This is a genomic window from Paraburkholderia sp. RL18-085-BIA-A (assembly GCF_046027075.1).
In the GTDB taxonomy this organism is placed as follows: Bacteria; Pseudomonadota; Gammaproteobacteria; order Burkholderiales; family Burkholderiaceae; genus Paraburkholderia.
On the sequence record NZ_JARESU010000003.1, the window covers coordinates 1 to 21,524 of the forward strand.

Annotated in this window: 19 protein-coding genes and 1 pseudogene; 14 read left to right on the forward strand and 6 right to left on the reverse strand. The window is 61.4% G+C overall.

Going from position 1 to position 21,524, the window contains the following annotated elements; translation table 11 throughout:
• A partial coding sequence (locus P0D89_RS02520; RefSeq protein ID WP_408376070.1) for an ABC transporter substrate-binding protein occupies positions 1 to 736 on the reverse strand: 736 nt, incomplete at its 3' end.
• A gap of 272 nt (positions 737 to 1,008) precedes the next feature.
• Between P0D89_RS02520 and P0D89_RS02530 the strand changes: the two genes are divergently transcribed.
• Positions 1,009 to 1,872, forward strand: coding sequence for an H-NS family nucleoid-associated regulatory protein (locus tag P0D89_RS02530; RefSeq protein WP_507028570.1), 864 nt, complete (start codon positions 1,009 to 1,011; stop codon positions 1,870 to 1,872).
• A gap of 245 nt (positions 1,873 to 2,117) precedes the next feature.
• Here P0D89_RS02530 and P0D89_RS02535 read toward each other — a convergent pair whose 3' ends face one another.
• On the reverse strand, positions 2,118 to 3,056 hold the full coding sequence (locus P0D89_RS02535; RefSeq protein ID WP_408360424.1) for a LysR family transcriptional regulator: 939 nt from the start codon (positions 3,054 to 3,056) through the stop codon (positions 2,118 to 2,120).
• 121 nt (positions 3,057 to 3,177) lie between these two features.
• Here P0D89_RS02535 and P0D89_RS02540 point away from each other — a divergent pair, with 121 nt between their 5' ends.
• The 4 genes from P0D89_RS02540 to P0D89_RS02555 all read left to right on the forward strand — a co-directional run bounded on the left by P0D89_RS02540 (position 3,178) and on the right by P0D89_RS02555 (position 7,408).
• Complete coding sequence (locus tag P0D89_RS02540; RefSeq protein WP_408360426.1) at positions 3,178 to 4,416, forward strand: CaiB/BaiF CoA transferase family protein; 1,239 nt, start codon at positions 3,178 to 3,180, stop codon at positions 4,414 to 4,416.
• Between the two features lie 75 nt (positions 4,417 to 4,491).
• Entirely contained in the window at positions 4,492 to 5,832 is a 1,341-nt protein-coding gene (locus tag P0D89_RS02545; RefSeq protein ID WP_408360428.1) for an MFS transporter, read from the forward strand.
• Between the two features lie 118 nt (positions 5,833 to 5,950).
• Positions 5,951 to 6,568: an H-NS family nucleoid-associated regulatory protein gene (locus P0D89_RS02550; RefSeq protein ID WP_408360430.1), complete on the forward strand. Its 618-nt coding sequence runs from the start codon at positions 5,951 to 5,953 to the stop codon at positions 6,566 to 6,568.
• Positions 6,569 to 6,949: 381 nt separating this feature from the next.
• Positions 6,950 to 7,408 (forward strand): H-NS family nucleoid-associated regulatory protein, encoded by a 459-nt coding sequence (locus P0D89_RS02555; protein WP_408360542.1) that lies wholly within the window; start codon positions 6,950 to 6,952, stop codon positions 7,406 to 7,408.
• Between the two features lie 51 nt (positions 7,409 to 7,459).
• Here P0D89_RS02555 and P0D89_RS02560 read toward each other — a convergent pair.
• Positions 7,460 to 7,966, reverse strand: a pseudogene (locus P0D89_RS02560) (nucleotidyltransferase family protein); the annotation flags it as partial.
• A gap of 62 nt (positions 7,967 to 8,028) precedes the next feature.
• On the reverse strand, positions 8,029 to 8,256 hold the full coding sequence (locus P0D89_RS02565) for a hypothetical protein (protein ID WP_408360432.1): 228 nt from the start codon (positions 8,254 to 8,256) through the stop codon (positions 8,029 to 8,031).
• Positions 8,257 to 8,365: 109 nt separating this feature from the next.
• Here P0D89_RS02565 and P0D89_RS02570 point away from each other — a divergent pair, with 109 nt between their 5' ends.
• Positions 8,366 to 8,614 (forward strand): MerR family transcriptional regulator, encoded by a 249-nt coding sequence (locus P0D89_RS02570; RefSeq protein ID WP_408360434.1) that lies wholly within the window; start codon positions 8,366 to 8,368, stop codon positions 8,612 to 8,614.
• A gap of 1,113 nt (positions 8,615 to 9,727) precedes the next feature.
• Here P0D89_RS02570 and P0D89_RS02575 read toward each other — a convergent pair.
• On the reverse strand, positions 9,728 to 10,201 hold the full coding sequence (locus P0D89_RS02575) for a helix-turn-helix domain-containing protein (protein WP_408360436.1): 474 nt from the start codon (positions 10,199 to 10,201) through the stop codon (positions 9,728 to 9,730).
• 225 nt (positions 10,202 to 10,426) lie between these two features.
• Positions 10,427 to 11,827, reverse strand: coding sequence for a GntP family permease (locus P0D89_RS02580; protein WP_408360438.1), 1,401 nt, complete (start codon positions 11,825 to 11,827; stop codon positions 10,427 to 10,429).
• A 312-nt stretch (positions 11,828 to 12,139) separates the two neighbouring features.
• Here P0D89_RS02580 and P0D89_RS02585 point away from each other — a divergent pair, with 312 nt between their 5' ends.
• The 8 genes from P0D89_RS02585 to P0D89_RS02620 all read left to right on the forward strand — a co-directional run bounded on the left by P0D89_RS02585 (position 12,140) and on the right by P0D89_RS02620 (position 21,498).
• Entirely contained in the window at positions 12,140 to 13,624 is a 1,485-nt protein-coding gene (locus tag P0D89_RS02585; RefSeq protein ID WP_408360440.1) for a sigma-54 interaction domain-containing protein, read from the forward strand.
• 88 nt (positions 13,625 to 13,712) lie between these two features.
• Complete coding sequence (locus tag P0D89_RS02590; RefSeq protein ID WP_408360442.1) at positions 13,713 to 13,973, forward strand: hypothetical protein; 261 nt, start codon at positions 13,713 to 13,715, stop codon at positions 13,971 to 13,973.
• 551 nt (positions 13,974 to 14,524) lie between these two features.
• Entirely contained in the window at positions 14,525 to 14,728 is a 204-nt protein-coding gene (locus tag P0D89_RS02595) for a hypothetical protein (protein ID WP_408360444.1), read from the forward strand.
• Between the two features lie 122 nt (positions 14,729 to 14,850).
• The gene (locus P0D89_RS02600) at positions 14,851 to 16,050 is read left to right on the forward strand and encodes a serine hydrolase domain-containing protein (RefSeq protein WP_408360446.1); all 1,200 of its coding nucleotides are present in this window, start codon (positions 14,851 to 14,853) and stop codon (positions 16,048 to 16,050) included.
• A 129-nt stretch (positions 16,051 to 16,179) separates the two neighbouring features.
• Positions 16,180 to 16,476: an H-NS histone family protein gene (locus P0D89_RS02605; RefSeq protein WP_408360448.1), complete on the forward strand. Its 297-nt coding sequence runs from the start codon at positions 16,180 to 16,182 to the stop codon at positions 16,474 to 16,476.
• 340 nt (positions 16,477 to 16,816) lie between these two features.
• The gene (locus tag P0D89_RS02610) at positions 16,817 to 17,257 is read left to right on the forward strand and encodes a hypothetical protein (RefSeq protein ID WP_408360451.1); all 441 of its coding nucleotides are present in this window, start codon (positions 16,817 to 16,819) and stop codon (positions 17,255 to 17,257) included.
• A 12-nt stretch (positions 17,258 to 17,269) separates the two neighbouring features.
• Positions 17,270 to 18,871 carry a peptide chain release factor 3 gene (locus tag P0D89_RS02615; RefSeq protein WP_408360453.1) on the forward strand — a complete coding sequence of 534 codons (1,602 nt, stop codon included), beginning with the start codon at positions 17,270 to 17,272 and terminating at the stop codon, positions 18,869 to 18,871.
• 245 nt (positions 18,872 to 19,116) lie between these two features.
• Positions 19,117 to 21,498: a bifunctional acetate--CoA ligase family protein/GNAT family N-acetyltransferase gene (locus P0D89_RS02620; RefSeq protein ID WP_408360455.1), complete on the forward strand. Its 2,382-nt coding sequence runs from the start codon at positions 19,117 to 19,119 to the stop codon at positions 21,496 to 21,498.
• The last annotated feature ends 26 nt before the right edge of the window (positions 21,499 to 21,524 follow it).

A 21,524-nucleotide genomic window follows, 5' to 3' on the forward strand; every position in this document is an offset into this window, starting at 1 on the left:
TCTTTTTGCTCAAACCAAGTTCGTACGCTTCGCGATTGATGGTCGCCGCCTCTTGTCCGTAGGCACTATAAACGTAGGCCTGAGGAGACGAGCGAGACATCTGCTGCAGCTCGCGTCGGTATGTCGACTGTCCTTCGCTGTACAGCACGACGGAAGATACTTTGCCACCAAGCGACTCGAATCGCTTTTTGAATTCGGAGGCTACACCTTGACCGTAGGAGTTGTTCGGTGCGATGAACGCTACGTCTTTCAGGCTCTGGGCGAAGACGTCTCCCGCCGCGAAGCGAGCCGACAGGTCGTCGAGTCCGATAACGCTGAACGACCCTTCGCCGATTTTGCGGATTGCTGGGCTCGATGAACCGATGTTGATATGTACGTCGCCCTGCTGAACGACGTATTCGCCGACTGGGATAGTGATTCCTGAGGAAAACTCGCCGAGCACAACGGGGACTTTGTTCACAGAAACGAGTTTTCTTGCTGAACTCAACGCCGTCGCCGCATTGCCGCCGGAATCCTCCACGACGACCTGTAGCTTCTGACCCAGCACGCCGTTATGCGCGTTGACTTGTTCGACTGCCAGTTCAATACCCCGTCGTTGGTCGTCTCCGACGGATGCACTCGCTCCCGTAAGCGGCAACACCGCGCCAAGCGACACCGTCTGTGCGGCCGAAGCGGTCGCAATAGAAAGCAACGCGCTCGCAACAGCGCTGATACACAGCTCCTTCGCAAACTTCATGATGACGCCCTCTCAACGATGGAAAATAAACTACACAAGTGTCGACAATTTATCCGAAAAAAAATTTTGTCAATAAAAACGTCGATGTCTGGAATCGCTGCCAGCGGCATGCTACGTCCTCAAATGCCTGCTGGACTTGCGTTTGCGCGATTTCGCGACTACCAGAGTTCTGCTTTCGCTGCGACGCGTACGCCTACGGAAGGTCCGCGAGCCTCGCCAGAACGCCTCCAGACTAGCCGATTGTCTACACTTTTGTATTCTGATTTTCCCCGATTCGAGGGGAGCGATGCGCGAAGGACGCCGCTAAGCCGGCTACGTCTGCTGCCAAATATCGCGACCCGAAAAGCGGCGCCACTTGGACCGGACATGGCCGGGCGCCTGGTTGGATTGCCACCGCAAAGAATCGCGACCGATTCCTGGTTGACGGAGCGACGGCGGTGGCGACGCCGGCACCTGCGAGCAAAGGGAAGGCTGCTGGCAATTACGTCCGCGGTCCGCAGCCTGCGCTTTATCGTGACCCAAAGAGTGGCGCGACTTGGAGCGGGCGTGGGCGGCCGCCGACGTGGATTGCTAAAGCCAAAGACCGAAGCAAATTTTTGATTGCAGGTGGTGCTGAATCGACTGTTGCTGCGACGGCCAGTGCTGTGAGCAAGGCAAAGGCTGTCGGCAAAAAGACGGCGTCGAAGTCGGGCGGTGCGACTGCGGGCAAGGGGCAGCCAAAAGGTCCGCAGCCGGTCAAATATCGCGACCCGAAGTCTGGCGCTACCTGGAGCGGACGCGGTTCGGCGCCGGGGTGGCTTGCTGGTGCCAAGGACCGCAGCAGATTTCTGATTGACGGGGCTGCAGCGGTCGCGTCGGAAGCTGGTGCTGTCAGCAAGGCGAGCAAACCGAAGGCTGCCGGCAAGAGCGGTGCGGCTGCAAAGAAGGCTGCAGCCAAGAAGGTTGGGGCGAAGGAGGCTGCTGCGACAAAGTCGCCGACGGTCAAGAAGGTCGTAGCGAAGAAGGCAGCGGCGCCGTCAGTGCAGCGCCCGGTGGCGAAGAAGATGGCAGGCAAGAAGGCTGTTGCGGTCAAAACGGTTACTGCAAAGGCTGACACTACCGCGACGCCGGAAGCCTCAGTCGAAGTGGGCGCTTAAGAGGCGCAGGCGACGGTCAAACAGACGAGCGGGCCAGGCGTGTCCCGTTCGTTCAAGTTCTCACTGCCACTGCCGATATTCAGCGTGCCGTCTTCCATTCAAAAGGGGAAAGAAACCGCGCTCTGGTCTCATCGGTCGCCACGTTCTCGCTAGTCGTTCGCCTTGTTTCTCGTTCCTTTCTCGCTGACCGGGCCGCAATGGCATCGTTCCGACGCAATTGCGGAAACAGGCAAGGACGACAGTAGTCAAGCGCCACGCACGCCGGACAGACTCCCCTCAGCCGTGAGCTCCTTCGCTAACTGGCGGATTACGCCCGCGACCTCGCCTGTAGCTCTGCTCATAGGGCGTTGTGTAGATACCGCCATCAGGATGGTGCGGTTAATTTCTGGCTGCTTTATCGGAGCGGCGATTAACGCGCCATTTCTGACTTCACGTTGCACGGCATAGAGTGGCAGGATTGTGTGCCGGTTTCCGAGGGCCACGAGTTCCTTTATCGTGGCTACCGAATCTATCTCGAGAACGACCTCGAGCGACACTTCTTGTGTCTTGGAGATATCGTCAAGAAGCACACGTAGGCCGTTCGGCACGCCGGGCAAAATCATTGGCAGTTTGGCAAGCAACGTAAACGGTACAGTTCCGGTTTTCTGAGGTTGCTCCCCCGGTGCAGAAATCAGGTAAAGCCGGGTGGAAAAAAGCGGCTCGTCGCCGGCCGCCGGATTGCGCCGTTTCCCGTACAGCACACCGATGTCGACTCGACCGGTGACTAGCCACTCGTCAATGTGGTCGGTGAGCCCCTCGAGGACCCGCATCTGAATACCGGGCAATCTCTCGCTGATTCGTGATAGTAGGGGTGTGAGCAACGAGGTGCCCAAGGATGCGAGTACCGCAAGATTGACCTGCCCGGTAGGCGTGCCGCGAGCGGCCTCGATGTCTGCCGACAATTGCTCTGCTTCAAGCAGCAACGCCCGGACGCGCGGGAGAATGCGTTGGGCAAATTCTGTCGGTACCGCACCCCGGCCCGTACGGTGCAAGAGTCGAGCACCAAATTCGGTCTCAAGTTCCACCATCTGTCGACTCAGTGCGGATTGGGCAATCGACAACACCGCTGCGGCCTTAGAGAAGCTGCCCAATTCCGCCACATACACGAAGTGCGAAAGTCGCTGCAGGTCGAGCGTTTTTGCCATCAGATATCTCCAACCGTCATAACTGATTTGCGGGATATCTTAATTCAAGATTTTACACCGCGCTCTTATACTGGCTGCAGGGCGCGGCGCGTTGACTGTTAACAGTACATAAGGAGACAAGGTGCGAAACGATGAACGCTCTCTCGAGCAGGACGCAGCGCGGCCGTGTGGGCCGCTCGAAGGTCTGAAGATTCTCGATATCGCGACGGTCATCGCTGGGCCCCTCTCGGCCACTTTGCTGGCAGATATGGGGGCCGACGTACTGAAGGTGGAAATGCCGGAGAAGGGCGACCACATCCGGTATCTGCCGCCACACAAGGAGGGTATCCCCTTGTGGAGTAAGGTTGTCAACCGGAACAAGAAGGGTGTGACTCTCGACCTCCGACAGTCCGAAGGTGTAGCACTGTTCGAGCGGCTAGTCGCGTCCCAGGACGTGCTCATCGAGAACTTTCGCCCCGGTACGCTCGAGCGCTGGGGACTGTCCAGTGAACGACTCTTCGCCTTGAACCCGCATTTGATTGTGTTGCGCGTGACGGGCTTCGGGCAGACCGGTCCCTACAGCGGCAGGCCAGGTTTCGCGCGCATCTTTGAAGGCCTGTCCGGCTTTGTGAATCTCTGCGGTTCACCCGACGGCCCACCAATGTATCCGGGCTACCCGGTCTCCGATTCGCTGACTGGCGTTTTCGGGGCAATGGCCGTTGCAGCGGCGCTGCGTCATCGCGACAGTCTGCCTGGCCGGCCAGGCCAGGAAATCGACCTTTCCGCAACAGAAGCGATGTTCCGCGTTCTGGACTTTATGGCTATCGAATACGACCAGTTGGGGGTTGCTCGCCAACGCTCCGGCAACTTGAATTCGTATTCGGCGCCGAGCGACGTTTACCCGACACGCGACGGAAAATGGATTTCGCTGGCCGTTAGCGCGCCGACGGTGTTCGTAAGGTTCGCTCATGCGCTGGGGCACGCCGACTGGATGGAGGATGAGCGCTTTAATACCAATGTCGCACGCATCGCGAACCGGTCGGAGATTGAGGAGCAGGTCCGCGAGTGGTTTTCGTCTCGCACCGCTGCGGAAGCCGCCTCGACGCTGACCGCGCACGACGTATCGTTCAGCCCTATCTATGACATCAAGGACATTTTTGAGGACCCTCATTTCGCGGCGCGTGAAGCTATTGTTAGCGTCAGCGACCGGGATTTCGGGGCAGTAAGAATGCAAAACGTCGTGCCGCGGTTTTCACGCACTCCGGGTCATGTATGGCGTACCGGCCCAGCTCTTGGTGAACACAACAATGAGATTTACGAGGGATTGCTTGGACTCGCAAGTGAGGAAATCGAGCGCTTGAAGAATCGGGGCGTCATCTGAAAGAGAACCGGCGCCTCGTAACACCCACTAGCACGGCAAACAGAACCGTCGGCACGAGTATTAACAGGAGACAGCATGGAATCGGGCGCACTGGAAGTGGGTGAGCACAAACTCGAAGTCGAGTCTGACACAACGGCGGCAGTTTATCGCAAGATTGGGTGGCGACTGCTGCCGTTCATCTTCCTCATCTACATCATGAACCAGCTGGACCGCATCAACATCAGCTTTGCCAAGCTGCAGTTCATGCAGGACATCCATTTAAGTGAGGCGGCGTATGGACTGGGCGCCGGGCTCTTTTTTATCGGCTACCTTCTTTTTGAGGTGCCCAGCAATCTGTACTTGCATAGCGCAGGCGCAAAATTGACGTTCCTGCGAATCATGGTCCTGTGGGGCGCGGTGTCAGCGGGGATGTGTCTGGTGCGAACGCCCATGGAACTCTATGTAGCCCGATTCCTTCTGGGCGCCGCAGAAGCCGGTTTTTTTCCGGGCGTCATCCTCTACCTGACCTACTGGTTCCCGGCGCGTCGACGCGCGCGAATCACGTCAGTCTTCGTAATGGCAATTTCGGCAGCCGGCATTGTCGGTGGTCCGCTTTCCGGGTTGATTATGCACACCTTTGCCGGGATTCTCGGGCTTAAAGGCTGGCAGTGGCTATTCATCGCGGAGGGTCTGCCAGTTATCGTTTTGGGTGTTGTCACATACTTCTTTCTCGACGATGGACCGGCGCAGGCGAAGTGGCTGTCTACCGACGAGAAAGCGATTGTCGTTCGTGAGTTGGAGGCAGAACAGCAATTGAAAGGAGGTCATACTCCGAAAGGATTGACACGCGCCCTGAGTGACCCGAAAGTCTATGTCGCGGGTTTTGTCTATTTTTCGGTGCTTTGTGGGACGAACGCGATTGCGCTGTGGATGCCGTCGTTGATTAAGGCGCAGGGGCTTAGCAACGTTGTACAGATAGGATGGCTTTCCTGTATCCCGTACATTGCCGCATTGGCAGGAACGTACCTTTTTGGCCGCTCTTCCGACAGAATGATGGAGCGCCGCTGGCACACCGCGGCTGCGATTTCGCTGACTGCAATATGCTTTACATTGCTATCACTGGGGCATGGCCTACCGTATATCACAGTGGCATTGCTCGGTCTCGCGGCTGCGGGCATCTATGGTGCGGTGGTCACATTCTGGACCATTCCGCCTGCTTACTTGCAAGGCAATGCAGCAGCAGGTGGCATTGCGCTCATCAGTAGTCTCGGAGCGTTGGGAGGGTTTTCAAGTCCCACAATCCTTGGTGCAGTGATGTCTCGAACCGGTAGCCTATATATTGGTTTTGTTGTACTCGGCGTGATACTGCTGGCAGGCGCAATGCTTGTAGTACTGGCAATACCTAAAACGATGTTGCGAGAGCCCGAGGCCTCCTGAACGCTACGGCGCTTTGAAGTCAGTATCGCGATTTCACTGCGTATTCCGAGCGATGCCCCTTTCTCCCGCGGCGTCCCAACTGTCTGGTCATCCGTTCGGCCGTCAGTCGAACCCGAGAGTGTGGGCGCTCCTGCCGGACGTGGAAGTCCGAGGAACCTTCAAAGCGACGAAAGCCGCTGTTCGCGTCAAAGCCGAAGTCGCGCCGAAGTACCTGCATCAGAAGACCGGAGTGACCGGCCGCGGTCGCGCTCCGGCATGGATTGCTGAAGCCAAGGACCGGAGTAGGTTCCTGATTTCAAGTGCCGCTGACGCGACCGTTGCGACGACCGCGGGTGCTGCGAGCAAGGCGAAGAACGCGGTCAAAACAGCTTCGAAGACGGTCGGTGCAACCCCTGGCAAGGGCCAGCGGAAAGGACCGCAGCCGGCGCTTTACCGTGACGCAAAATCCGGAGCGACATGGAGCGGACGTGGTCCGGCGCCGGCGTGGCTTTCTGGTGCCAAGGACCGCGCGAAATTCCTGATTGTAGGGGCGGTCGAGGGCGCGGCGGAGCCGAAGACTGCTGCAGCCAAGGGCGCAGTACCGGCTAAGAAAGCGACCGCGAAGAAGGTCGTCGCAAAGAAGTCAGTAAGAACAAAAGCTGCGACGAAGAAGGCAGCTGTGAAGAAGCCGAGACCGGCTCCAGCCAAAACGGCTTCGAAAAAAGTTGGTGCCAAGAGAGGTCGGCAAATACGGTGACAGCGGCGCAGGCTCCAGTGCCGGCAGGCGATGTGGCTGGCGCGCCGACCTTCGCTTGATTGGCTGCTAACTCAGTAAGGTAAAGAGATGTCTCGAAGTTATGAAAGGCAGGGAGTTGGTCGTAGCGAGGCGCTCCCCGAGATTACCTCGGAATTCTTGCTCTGCAGGCAGCCGCGGATTTGTTAGTGCGGAGGCGGCACGCTTTAACTTCGTCACTGCGGCAGACGAGTTGCGACTTACGCGTACGACGCGGTTGGACATGGTCGCGCACCGGCGTGGATTGCCAACGCCAAGGACCGGGCTACGTTCCTCATTGATGCGACCGGCGCGACTGCGAGCAAACCAAAGGTTTTAGCCAAAGCGCTTGGCAAGGCTGCCGCGATGGGCAAACTGCCACCTAAATACATCAATCCCAAGACCGGCGAAACGTGGAGCGGTCATGCCCGCCCGCCGGCCTGGATTGCTGAAGCCAAAGACCGAAGCAAATTCCTGATTGCAAGCGGCGCTGAAGCGGCGGTCGCGGCGAGTGCAGGTGTTGTGAGCAAGGCAAAGGCTGCGGCCAAAAAGGGGGCGAAGTCGGTCGGTGCGACTGGTGGCAAGGGGCAGCGGAAAGGTCCGCAACCGGCGCTTTACCGTGACGCAAAATCCGGAGCGACATGGAGCGGACGTGGTCCGGCGCCGGCGTGGCTTGCTGGTGCGAAAGACCGCAGCAAGTTTCTGATTGTTGGCGCCAGTGCGGCGGCCGATGCGAAACCGGCGGTCACGAAGGCTGTTGCGAAGAAAGCCCCGACAGCGAAGAAGACTGCTGCCAAGAAGGCCGTGAGCGCGAAGGTTTCGTGAGTCCAGTTCAGGGACCTCGAGGAAGGGAATACCGCTGTCACGCAGGATGTCGAGAAAGCTGCGGTCTTCCGGGATGGCCACCGAAATGGTCCCCGTGCTTCCGATGTCGATATCCTCGGGCCTGTAGTTCGCAGGCAGGCGAACGCCGAGGCTGTTCAGTAGCGCACCAAATGCGTGGGAGTCGACGAGCACTCCGCCGTGGCTGAATATGCCGGCGTTAAAGAGTGTTGCGAGAGTTAGCGCCGAAGAATTGTCGGCGGCAGCAAACTTCGCCTTACGCAGGACCTGGACGTCGGTGGCAAGCACGCGCATCTCCGCGCTCTCAAGTAGTCTCGCGTCGAGCGCAGCGGCGGTAGCGGGTTCTCCCGTTCGGCCTAATGAGGTTTCCTTGTGCTTTCCTGACGCCATATACACCCGCCAGTAGGTGTACGTTTTCCCATCGACGGTCTTCTGCGCAGCGGAGCCTGGGGAATGCAGCGGGATGTGAGATTGCGCACTCGCGCGCTCGGTGACAGAGGAATACAGAGTTTGCAGCGCGTCGTTGTGGAAGCTGGCCATCGCTAACAAGTCCTTATACCCTATTATTAGATAATAAGGTATAAAAGGGCCACATATCAAACTTATACCTTAACTTTTAATTGCAAGGGATAATTTTGGCTGAGCAAGCGGGGAAGCTCGCGGAAAGCGCGAACGGCTTGCGTGTGCTCATGAGCATCGTCGCGATGCGCCGACCGCTGGCTGTCTCCTTCCGACGATGAGTCAGGCCCGAAGCCCCCCGCCTTGCCAAAGGTCACGTTCGCGTCGATGAAGCCATCCGTTTCGCCCGGCAGTCGTTGCTCCGTTTTCAACACCTTTGCGGAACGGGTAGGAATTGCGCTGGAGTTGTTCCCAGACGGCAGCGCTACACTGCTCGCCAGAGGGCTTTCTCACCATCCTCGCCGGACGGAGCCGACCAACATGTCTGAAGTACTCATCACGCTTGATGAGGGGGCGCAGCTACTTTTCGTCGCGCGTGCTCACATCGCGAAACTCATCGATGAAGGCAAGCTAACTGCGAAGGACGGAATGCTTCGAAAGTCTGACGTGCTCGAATACAAATCGAAACAGCGAGCCGCAGCAGAGGCTTTCTTCTTGGCTCAGACCGAAGACTTCTGGTCGACCGACGGCTCGTCAGCGAACGGGCACGAGTCGCCGAAAACCTCCTAGCAGCGCGATATCACTTAGCTCAATCGTATAAACCCCGCGGCTACACGGTAGATGGACCACCTACCTGTCTACACTGACGCGGGTCGCGCCACCGCCCCTATCCCAAAACCACACCTCGGACAGCTCTTGGAGCTTCTGCTATCAGACACTGCGACCGACGTCGAGGTCGTCACGCGAGAACTCGGCCTGCGAAACGAGATGCTCGAACGACTGCGACGCGCACTTGACCGGATTGATTGCGCGCAACGGCTCTTGGAAACAGTGACGAGGGAAATTGCCGCCACGGGATGTTCGCAGGAACGGTTGCGGGCAGATGTAGGCAATGTCGATGGGTAGCATGTGGCGAGAGGGCCAGCGGAAGCGTTCGAGGTGATGCGGGCGGTGGTCGAATCGCTCGCAAGGGGTGGCGCAGCAGTACGGTGCCACATCGTTCCTCGTATAAACCGCGTGACTACAGGGTAAATGAATGAGCTAGGGCTTCATACCCACGACCATTCAGAGTAGCAGTGCTGTAAACAGGCTGTTTTTCGCGCTTCAGGGCGAAGCGCGATGACGATGCGTGGGCGTTGAATGCAGCAAAGGTGAGTGTTTTCGGGAGGCGCGACGGCGGTGGCGCCGGAATCTAAATGTTGCACGCTAGACGTTCGATGAATACAAAGTCTCCTGTTCAAGCCGCTGCCGACGAACTGCAGCGGATTCTGATATCAGACGTCGAGAGGGACCTCGAGGTCGTCGCACGTGAGCTCAATCTCACCCCAGCGATGGCTGAGCGTTGCCGGCGGGCGTTGGACCGGCTGCAAGCTGTGCAACAGATTCTGGGAGTGGTTGCGGCGGACGATGGCGGGATACAGGGAAGGGCAGTGGTGGTTTTGCGCGAGGCGATGCAGTTTCTCGCGAGGGAATGGCCCGCGGAGTATCCGGCTCATGCGGTCGAATGGATGTTGGTAGGGGACTCTTGCGTGCGGCGGGAGCGGGAGAAATCACGAGCCTACTTCGAACATGCGTTCGAAGCGAGCCCTCGCGGCGGGTTTGCCAGCAACGCAACAAAATCCACCCCTAACACGTGCCCGATGTCCGCAATCGTGAAGCTTGTTCAGTGCTGGTCGGTTGTGCTCAAGGCTCGTCGCCGAAATTTGCATCGAGCAACTCTGAGACTTTTTCATCTAAAGCGTTGGCGACTCGTTCGACCATCTCGATTTTGAGGTCCGGACTGGTGCGTTCAATGAGCGAAGCATAACCGACGGGTAGCTCGGCGGCCTGTTCCAGTTGGCGCATAGTCATGACGCGCCGCGAGCGTGAATACGCGATGTTGCGCGCAACAGTTGCTTGCAAAGGAGGCCCGGGGGTGTATTTGTCGTCAAGGGAAGGCCGCACCTCGAATAATTGTCTTGGTGCCACGTCCAGGCTCGTTGCGAGCCTGTCTACTGTGCTCAACTTTGCGTTCCCTTGCTTCCGCTCGATGAGAAAAAGGGTATTTCGGCTGATGCCGGCAGCGTTGGCAAGGTCTTGGGCAGAGATGTTCCCATGCGTCCGTAAGTAGTTAACCGCATGGGACAGCCGAACTAGCGCCGGGCTTCGCCTCGTCATTTCGCCTTTGTTTTCTGGATGAGCGCAGTGTACGGCGGCTTTTTGTATGGGAACAGTCGGGGCCAGCCGCTCCGAGAGAAATTTTGCGCGCAGGGGTCTCTCAGAGCAAGATTTCAATCAAGTTGAGTCGCTTTTACCGTACACGGGTAGATTTTAGAGCAGTGAAGTTTGACATCAAACTTAAACTTCACTGCTGCCTGCACCGTGCGGCTCGCCTCGCCTCGATCAAACCAGCCCGGTCGCGTAATACACCGCGATCACGAAGAACACCGCCAACGTCTTGATCACCGTCACCGCGAAGATGTCGCGATACGACTGGCGGTGCGTCAGGCCGGTGACCGCCAGCAGCGTGATCACCGCGCCGTTGTGCGGCAGCGTGTCCATGCCGCCGCTCGCCATCGCGACCACGCGGTGCAGCACTTCGAGCGGAATATGCGCGGCTTCGGCACCCTTGATGAACACGTCGGACATGGCCGCCAGCGCGATGCTCATGCCGCCTGACGCCGAGCCCGTAATGCCCGCGAGCGTGCTGACCGAAACGGCCGCATTGACGAGCGGATTGGGGATGCTCTTCAACGCGTCGCTCACCACCAGGAAACCGGGCAATGCCGCGATCACGCCGCCAAAGCCGTATTCCGACGCGGTGTTCAACGACGCCAGCAGTGCGCCCGCCACCGCAGCCTTGGAGCCGACCGCAAAGCGCGAGCTGACGCGTCCGAACGCGGTCGCCATGACCATCATGATGCCCAGCAGCAGCGCGCCTTGCACGGCCCAGATCGCGACTACGCCCTTGACCGTGGTTTCGACCGGCGCGTGGAGGCCCGGCAGGATGTCCGGCGTGATCGTGAAGGTCGGGCCATACCAGGTGGGGATCCAGCGGGTCAGCAGGAAGTTCGCCACGCCCACCACGACCAGCGGCGCGACGGCCAGCAGCGGATGCGGCAGTTGCTTCGATTCGACCCGCTCCGGTTCGTTGACGAGTTCCGTGCCGTAGCCTTCGCCGGTCGCCATCGCGGCGCGGCGGCGCCATTCCAGATACGACAGACCGACCACGATGATGAACAGCGAGCCGATCACGCCGAGCGTAGGCGCGGCCCACGAAGTGGTCTTGAAGAAGGTGGTCGGGATGATGTTCTGGATCTGCGGGGTGCCGGGCAGCGAATCCATCGTGAACGAGAACGCGCCGAGCGCGATGGCGCCGGGCATCAGGCGCTTCGGAATATTGCTCTGGCGGTACAGCTCGGCGGCGAACGGATAGACCGCGAACACCACCACGAACAGCGACACGCCGCCGTACGTGAGCAGTGCGCACACCGCGACGATCACCGCATTCGCACGCGAGCGGCCGATATAGCGGATTGCGGCCGCGACGATCGACTCGGAGAAACCGGATAGTTCGATCACCTTGCCGAACACGGCGCCCAGCAGGAACACCGGGAAGTACAGCTTCACGAAGCCGACCATCTTGTCCATGAAGATGCCGGTGAAGACCGGCGCGACAGCGGCCGGTTCGGTCAGCAGGACGGCGGCGAGCGCGGCGATTGGCGCGAACAGAATGACGCTGTAGCCGCGATACGCGACAAACATCAGAAACGCCAGCGCGGCGAGGACGATGACAAAGGACATTGAGTCTCCAAAGCTTGGTTGTTCTACATGTACGCCGTCCTGACGGTGCGACGGCACGGCGCCGCGAGAACGCAGGTTCCGTGCCACGCCCGCTGCCGCGGCCAATGCGTTGATCAGGTAGCCGAAGCGGGTAGCGTAGTCCGGCCGATTGTACCCAAACGTCTCCGAAACGGGACGTAAATCAGCCGAAGATAAGCCTAACCAAGGTTAAACCCTTATCAGCAGGGCTTGCTGGCGTTCTCTCCGATGAGATAAGCTTGTCTACAAAATGAGACAAGCACAACTAGAACGATAGCCGGAGACAGCGACAACATGATGAACGACTGGGCGGGCCTGCCCGCCACCTACGACGACGTGCTGCGCCGAGCGATGGATTCTCTCTTTCGCACCTTTGAAAATTTCAGCGAAGGCACGTTCATCGTCGATGCCGATGCGCGCGTCGTCTGGATCAACAAGCGTTACGCGGCGCGCTTCGGCTTTTCGGACCCGCAGCAGGCGATCGGCCGCGATTGCGAAGCGGTGATTCCCAACAGCCTGATGCGCGAGGTCGTCACCACCGGCAAGCCGATCCTGCTCGACATCATGGAGACCGACCGCGAACCGCTCGTCGTCACGCGTTTACCGCTAAAAGACGACGCCGGGGTGACGGTCGGCGCGGTCGGCTTCGCGCTGTTCGACGAGCTGAAGGCGCTCACGCCGCTCTTTTCCCAGTACTCGCGCGTGCAGGAAGAACTGATCGCGACGCGCAAGTCGCTCGCACAGGCGCGCCGCGCCCGCTACACGTTCGGCAGCTTCGTCGGCACGAGCGCGGCCTGTCTCGAAGTGAAGCGTCAGGCGCGCCGCGCGGCGCAGCTCGAATCGCCGGTGCTGCTGCTGGGCGAAACCGGCACCGGCAAGGAACTGCTCGCGCATGCGATTCACGGCGGCTCGGCGCGCGCGAATCAGCCGCTCGTGACCGTCAACGTCGCGGCGATCCCCGATACCTTGCTCGAAGTCGAATTCTTCGGCGCCGCACCCGGCGCGTACACCGGCGCGGATCGCAAAGGCCGCATCGGCAAATTCGAACTGGCGAACGGCGGCACGCTCTTTCTCGACGAAATCGGCGACATGCCGTTGGCGTTGCAGGGCAAGCTGCTGCGGGTGTTGCAGGACAAGGAGTTCGAACCGCTCGGCTCGAACCGGATTGTGCGCGCCGACGTGCGGATTATCGCCGCGACTTCGGCCGATCTGCCCGCGCTGGTGTCGACGGGGCGCTTTCGCGCGGACCTGTTCTACCGGCTGAACGTGCTGACGATCCACGCGCCGCCGTTGCGCGAGCGCACGTCCGATATCGAAGCGCTGGCCTACGCGATCCTCGAGGATCTGTCGACGCAGGCGCGCGCCGGCAGCCACTTCGAATTGCAGGACGACGCACTGCGGTTGCTGTGCGCGTATGCGTGGCCGGGCAACGTACGCGAGTTGCGCAACACGCTGGAACGGGCCGTGATGCTCTCCGACAGCGAACGGATCGACGCGCGGACCTTGGCGCCTTTCATCGGTTCGGCGCAGCCTGGCGGGCGGGGTCTTCAAGTGACCGAGGTGGCCGCGCAACCGCACACGCAGTCGCAAGCACCGGGCGCGACCGCCGGAATGCCCGACCCGGCATCGTGGAGCGACGCGATGGCCGCGTTCGAAAAGCGCTTTTTGAGCGACGCGTTGCGCGCCAACGGCGGCCGCGTGATCGACACCGCCAGCCAGATCGGCATGGGCCGCGCGACGCTCTACAAGAAGATCGCGGCCTACGGCATCGAGGTTTGAGGAGGACCGGCGACCTCGAGTGACGTAGTGCAATGACCCCGTGGCACAATCTCGAGATCGAAAAACAAGACGTGATCGGGGCTTTCCAATGAAACGCAGTCTTTCCTTCTTTGCGCGCCGGGCCAGCGCCATGCTGGCGGTCGGCGCCGTGTCCCTGCTGGGCGCTTGCAGCAGCAGCGCGCCGTTGTTTCTGCCGGATGGCCGCGCTACCACACTGGTTCAATGCCCGGTGGGCTCCGACTCCTGCTCGCAGCAGGCCAGCGCAAGTTGCGGCGGCGCGTTCGACGTGGTGCGCCAGACCAGCGAGAGCGGCACGCTCAGCCTGATCTACGCGTGCCGCGCGAAATAAAAACCAATCAACCAGGCGCCGACGCAATGCTGGCGCGATTGTTTACCGCAAACCTCCATTCATTTTGCCAAGTCCCCGGTAATTAATGCGCTTGGCTGCGCCATATGGCGCGCATTATTTACTATGCCCAACAAATTACTCATCGGGCATAGTCGGCTCGTTGCAATTTCGCATGATCGTCATAAAAATCTGTGTCTAATGTGCATCCGGCAACCGGCAACTATGCGTATTGAGTTTTACTCCGCGATTTTTTAGCGGAAGACCGATACTATGTTTTTTACACCCGCATATTAAATAGTCGCTTAACGACTGCCCGGTGTGGGCCGTCGGCGAGAGTCAGTGCGGAACCTAACGGAACGCGGAGGTCGTCCGCAGTATTCTGTCCTCACGGTTCGGGGTTTAACCAACCAAGCACGTTTTTCCGATTTGTTCGACGGGGAAAAGAGTCGAGAAAGATTTTCCGCTTTCAATTTGTACTGTCGCGCCCACCGCGGCACGTTCCATGCTTGCGATTTACGGTTCGAATTAATTCAAAGATTCCGGGGAAAGCAATGAACCATCAGCAACTCGAAAAAGATATTGAACATCTGGAACGTGTTATTTCCCATATTTCCGCAGAAGATGGCATTCCGTTGGCCTATTGGCGTAACCGTATCGACGTCGTTTCCGGCGCGGTCCGGGTGCCGGCGCAAGCCAGCCGGATCAAACGGCTGAATGCCGCGCTGTCGGCGCTGGAAATGCGGCAGAAAGCCTGAACGCCGCGGCAGCGGACTCGCGGAACGTAATGGCGCAGCAACTCACGGCTGGCTTCGGCCAGCTCGCCGCGAGCGGCCGCACGTTTTTCCATCGAATGAGCTTCGACTGACCCAGGACACTCATGCAACTAGCAGGACTTTCCGCGACGCGGTTGTCGGCGTTGACCAACGCCATGCAAGGCTATGTGGAACGCGGCGAAGTCGCGGGCGTCGTGTCGATGGTGTGGCGGCGCGGCGAAATCGGCTATTTCGAGGCGCTCGGTCTGCGCGACGAAGCCATGCAAATGCCGATGGAACGCGACACGCTGTTTCGCGTCGCGTCGATGACCAAGCCGGTGACCAGCGCCGCAATCCTGATGCTGATCGAAGAGGACCGGCTCGCGTTCGACACGCCGATCTCCCTCTGGCTGCCCGAACTGGCCGCGCCACGCGTGCTGCGCGACCCCGCTGGCCCGCTCGACGACACCGAGCCGGCCAAAGCGCCGCTCACCGTGCTCGATCTGCTCACGCACCGCGCCGGTTTCGCTTACCACTTCACCTCAACCGGGCCGCTGGCCGAGGCCTACGCGGCGGCTTTCAACGGCTTCGAAGCGCACGGAGATAACGGTGCGTGGCTCGCGCGCATCGCGGGCTTGCCGCTGATGTTCCAGCCCGGCTCGCGCTGGCACTACGGTATCGCGACCGATGTGCTTGGCGTGCTGATCGAGCGCGTGAGCGGCATGCCGCTCGGCGAGTTTTTCCGCACGCGCATTTTCGAGCCGCTCGGCATGCGCGATACCGCCTTCTGGGTGCCCGACGCACAACTTCCGCGGCTTGCCACCGCGTATGGCGTCGAGCCCGGCACGCAGCGGCGCGTGGTCGAGGATCATCCGTCGGCGAGCCGCTGGGCAGATCCTGCGCGCTTCCAGAGCGGCGGTGGCGGCCTCGTTTCCACCGCGCTGGATTACCTGCAGTTCGCGCAATTGCTGCTCGGACGCGGCCGTGTCGGCGAGACGCGTTTGCTGTCGCATCGCTCGGTCGATCTGATGCGCTCCAACTTCTTGACGCGCGACCAGCGTCGCCTGCCGGCTTTCGGGCATGTGCTGTGGGCGGGCCAGGGCTTCGGGCTGGGCTTGTCCGTGGTCGACGATCCCGCCCAGCAACTGGCGCTCGGCTATCGCTCGCTGGGCTCGTTCGGCTGGCCGGGCGCGTACGGCACCAGCTGGTTCGCCGATCCGGTGGAAGAACTGATCGGCCTCATGCTGATCCAGCGGCGCGGCGTCGAACCGTTTCCGATGTCGGTCGACTTCGAACGCCGCGTGTACGATTCCATTGACGACTGAGTGCACTGACCGCCGCCACCGGGCCGACGCGCGCGCAACCAGCGCCGTGCGATTGCAGGTCTCTCTATCCGGTACTTTATTCATCTGATAGTGTCCGCACTGCAATTCGTCAATAGATGGGAGCACCGCATGGCCTCGTACAAACAGTTGACCGCCCAGCTCGAAAAGCTTCACCAGGAAGTCGCAGCGGCCCGCGAGAAAGAGATTGCGCAAGCGATCGCCGACATCAAGCAGAAGGTCGCCGAATACGACCTGACCGCCGAGGAGCTCGGTTTCACGACCGGGCGCAAGCCGGCGCGCAAGGCGGCTTCGACGTCGATCGCCAGGTATCGCAACCCGAAAACCGGCGAGACCTGGAGTGGTCGCGGACGCTCGCCCAGTTGGCTCGCCGGCAAGGATCGCGAGCGCTTCCTGATCGAAATGTGAAAGGCGCGGTTGCATGCGATACGTCGCGCGCTTCACGTGCCGAGTTTCCTGAAGTGATGCCGCGTCTGGTTAATCTCGCACCGTTGCGCGGGTCCCGAAAACGCTCACCTTTGATATGCGCCTGCCTGCGGACAGTGGGTTTTTCGGCGCAACGTGCAGAAGGTTCGACTGTTTCGGTGAGCCAGGTTTTATCGCGCTACGCACCGCTCGGTGTGATTGGCGCTACCGCTTTCCCCGGTGCTGCGCGGTTTTCCTGAGAGCTCCGTTAGCCTTGGCTGGCGGGCGTTTCAGGCTTCGCGAAGAACCACCTCAGCCATCTCCCGGATCTCTGCCACGGCGTTTGGGCGAACTCGTTGCGCCGCCGAACTTCGCATCGCAGGTGCGTGAATGGTGCTTTCGTATCTTCACCTTTTGCGGCCCCGGGACGCTCACCATCGCAAGTCCCGAAAACTCTCACCTTTGCGCCCGCCCGCTGACGCCGCCCGCCCCGTGCGTGGACAATTTGCCGTTGAACTCTCCGCCGAGCCGCCGCACGCGAGTCTTCACGGCCGGCCCCTTTCTCCCCGCGGTTGTCGCGGGCGTGTATCATTCGTTCCCTGCGCTGTTCTGCGCTGGCGATTCCCGTATTGTCGAACGTTTGTTCGTGACCTGTTTCCGACGCCGCGAAGTTTGCCAGTCGATGTGGGTTCCGGCCCAACTCCCGCAGCTCACGCCGCCGCGCAAGGCGCGGCATACCGGCCGCCATACGCCGCCGGGAACCGCCCGAACCCCCTATCTGTGACCGCCAGACCCGATGTCAGTCTCCGAACTCAAACGCCGCCGCACGTTCGCGGTCATTTCCCACCCGGACGCGGGTAAGACCACGCTCACCGAAAAGCTGCTGCTGTTTTCGGGCGCGATTCAGATCGCGGGCACCGTGAAGGGCCGCAAGAGCAATCGCTATGCGACGTCCGACTGGATGGAGATCGAAAAGCAGCGCGGCATTTCCGTCGCCAGCTCGGTGATGCAGTTCGAGTACGGCGACGCCGTCATCAACCTGCTCGACACGCCGGGCCACGAAGACTTCTCCGAAGACACCTATCGCGTGCTGACCGCGGTCGACGCCGCCGTGATGGTGATCGACGGCGCCAACGGCGTCGAAGCGCAAACGCTGAAGCTGCTCGAAGTCTGCCGCAGCCGCAAGACGCCGATCGTCACCTTCATCAACAAGCTCGACCGCGAAGTCCGCGAGCCGCTCGAACTGCTCGACGAAATCGAGCAGCATCTGGGCGTCGCCGCGGTGCCGTTCACCTGGCCGATCGGCATGGGCAAGGAATTCCAGGGCGTCTACGACCTCCAGCGCGATCAGGTGCGCGTGTTCCGCGCCGGCCAGGATACGGCGGGCGGCGCGGTGGAAACGCTGCAGGCGCTGAGCGACGAGGAAGGCGAGCGCCGTTTCGGCCATAGCTGGGTGCGCGCGAAAGAAGAGATCGACCTGATCACCGGCGCGACGCCCGACTTCGACCGCGAGCAATTCCTTGCCGGCCAGCAGTCGCCCGTGCTGTTCGGCTCGGCGATCAACAACTTCGGCGTGAAGGAAATTCTCGACGCGCTGGTCGACCTGGCGCCGCCGCCGTCGATGCGCATGACCGTGCAGCGTCCGGTGATGCCGGACGAGCCGAAGTTCACCGGCGTCGTGTTCAAGGTGCAGGCGAACATGGACCTCGCGCACCGCGACCGCGTGGCGTTCATCCGCGTGTGCTCGGGGCGTTTCGAGCGCGGTATGGCCGTGAAGGTCACGCGCTCCAGCAAGACCTTCCGCGCCAACAACGTGGTGACGTTCCTGTCGCAGCGTCGTGAGACCGTGAGCGAGGCGTATCCGGGCGACATCATCGGTATTCCGAATCACGGCACGCTGAGTCTGGGCGATACGTTGACCGAAGGCGAGCCGCTGCAATTCGTCGGCTTGCCGTTCTTCGCGCCGGAAATTTTCCAGACCGTCGAAGTGGTCGATCCGATGCGCGCGAAGCAACTCGGCGAAGCGCTGAAGCAGCTCGGCGAAGAGGGCGCGATCCAGGTGTTCCGTCCAGAAGGCGGCGGGCTGACGATTCTCGGCGCGGTCGGGCAATTGCAGTTCGAAGTGGTGTCGCACCGTTTGTCGAGCGAGTACAAGGTCGATGTGCGGATGGCGCCGGCGCGCTACCGGATGTCGCGCTGGGTCACTTGCGACGACGCCGCCGAATTGCGCCGCTTCACCGATTCGTACGCGGCGCGGATCGCGCTCGACGCGTCGGATGCGCCGACTTATCTGGCTTCGCACGTGTCCGAGATTGAAGTCGCGCAGAAGGCGTGGCCGAAGATCGTGTTCAACGAATTGCGCGAGCATTCGGGCGCGCCGTTCAAGAAGGCGATGTGATTTCCTGCTCCTGTCGTTGCAGTTGGAGTTGTAGTTGCAGCGAATGAAGTAGAAGCGAGCCGCGTCGATGACGCGGCTTTTTTTTGCCCGCAAGCTCCCGAGCGTGCGCTCGTTCGTCGGGCCCATTCTTCTGACGCCGACCCTGTTCGCGGTTCGGACGCGCCGCGCAAACGCCCGACTTCGCCTATGCTGACTGTGACGAGCGCCGCCTGCCCGGCGCGTCTTCCTCACTCCGCGGAGCGCCCGTGACCGTACGCAATCTCGACGCCTTGTTTCGACCCCGATCCGTCGCCGTGATCGGCGCCTCCGAACGACCGGGCAGCACCGGCGCGATGGTCTGGGCGCGCGTGCTGGAAGGCGGTTTCGACGGCCCGTTGTGGCCGGTCAACCCGAAGTACGAGAAGCTCGGCGCGCACGCCGTGATCGGCGACGCCGGCGATCTGCCGCAAGCGCCCAGCGTCGCGCTGATTTGCACGCCGCCTGCCACGTGGCCGGGGATCATCCATAAGCTCGGCGGCTTGGGCACGCGGGCGGCGATCATTGTCGGCGAGGCGCGCAGCGATGACGACCGTCTCGCGTTGCGGCACGCGTTGTCGGCGGCGCGGCCACATCTGCTGCGCATTGTCGGGCCGGGCAGCCTGGGCGTGGTGTCGCCCGGGTTGCGCGCGCATCTGGGCGCGCCGTCGTGCACCGTCAAGGCCGGCGGTGTCGCGTGGGTGTCGCAGTCGAATGCGCTGACCAATGCGGTGCTCGGCTGGGCGCAGGCGCGCGGGCTCGGCTTTTCGCATGCCGTGGCGCTCGGCGACGAAGCCGACGTGGACGCCGGCGACGTGCTCGATTATCTGGCCAGCGATCCCGGCACGCGCGCCATTCTGCTCGAACTCGATACGGTGCGGGCGGCGCGCAAGTTCATGTCGGCGGCGCGGGCGGCGGCACGCAACAAGCCGGTGCTGGCGCTGCGCTCCGGGCGCGCGGACCCCGTCGATGGGCTCTACTCCGCCGCGTTCCGGCGCGCGGGCATGGTGCGCGTCGATGCGCTCGACGATCTGCTCGACGAAGTGGAAACGCTCGGCGTCGGCCGTGTGGCGGCAGGCGCGTCGGCGACGCTGATCACCAGCGACCGCGGCCTCGCCACGCTCGCCTGCGACGCATTCGCCGCCGCCGGCGGCACGCTCGCGCCGTGGCCCGCCGAAGCGTCGGACGCATTGCAGCAGGCGCTGCCGCACGCGGTCGGCGGCAATCCGCTGCAACTCGGCGACGACGCGCGTCCCGAGCATTTCGGCACCGCGCTCAAACTGCTCGCCGAGCATCGCAGCACCGGCGCCGCGTTCGTGGTCCATGCGTCGACGCACGGCGCGCCGGTTGGCGAGGTCGCGCAGGCCCTGATTGCGAATCAGCGTTTCGCGTATCGCGGCTTGCTCGCGTGTTTCTTCGGCGGCCTCGATGCCACCACGCGCGATGCGTTGCACGCGCAAGGCATTCCGGTTCATACGACGCCGCAGCGGCTTGCGCGCGCGTTCGCACGGCTGGTCGACTACCGGATGGGCCGCGAACTGCTGATGCAAACGCCGGAAGGATTGCCCGCGCAGATTCCCGAAGCGATCGACGTCGCTCAGACGCAGATTTGCGCCGCGGTGGATGGTGGCGAGCGCGAACTGACTGGGGAAGCGGCGGCGCGGTTTCTGGGGAGCTTTGGGCTGCGGGTTGAAACGCAGGAAGGCAACGCCGGATCGTCCGGAAAGCCGATAGTCGATATCGCCATCGAGCTTCACGACGACGACAATTTCGGGCCCGTCTTCCACTTCACTGTGCCGTCGGCCGACGGCATATCCGAGGCGCTGTGTGTCTACGGCCTGCCGCCGCTGAACCCCATACTCGCGCGCGACCTGGTCATGCGCTCGCCCTACGCGCGGATGGCCGCGCCGGAGCCGGCTCTGGCCGCGCTGACGGCGCTTTCTCAAGTGGTCTGCGAGGTGAGGCAGATCGGCGGCCTGTCGTTGTCGTTGAGGGTCTATAGCGATCACGTGACGGTGGTCGATCCGGTCCTGAACCTCACCGCGCACCGCAGTCGCCTCGCGATCGTGCCGTATCCGCGCCGCTTCGAAGAGACGCTCGACTGGCAAGGCGTGCGGGTGACGGTGCGGCCGATCCGTCCGGAGGACGAGGCCGCGCATCATGACTTCGTCGAAGCGATGACGCCCGAGGATTTGCGTTTGCGCTTTTTCGGCTCGGTGGGGAGCTTCGATCACTCGCAGCTCGCGCGCATGACGCAGATCGACTACGACCGCGAAATGGCGCTGATCGCGACGGTCACGAGCGAAGAGGGGTTCACGCGGACCTTGGGCGTGGTGCGCGCCGTCGCCGATCCCGACAACGAAACCGCTGAATTCGCTGTGGCGGTGCGCTCGGATCAGAAAGGGCGGCGACTTGGTCAATTGCTGATGGGCCGGATCATCCACTATGCGCGGGCGCGCGGCACTCATTGGCTGGTCGGCGAGGCGTTGCGTGAAAACACGCCGATGATCTCGCTTGCCAAGGCCTGCGGCTTTACGATCACGCGGACCGAGGACCCCGGCGTGGTTGGTTTTCGTATGGCGCTGGATGAAACTGCAGGGGAACCGAATTAGTGAGATGCGGGCACGTCCTGTGAGAC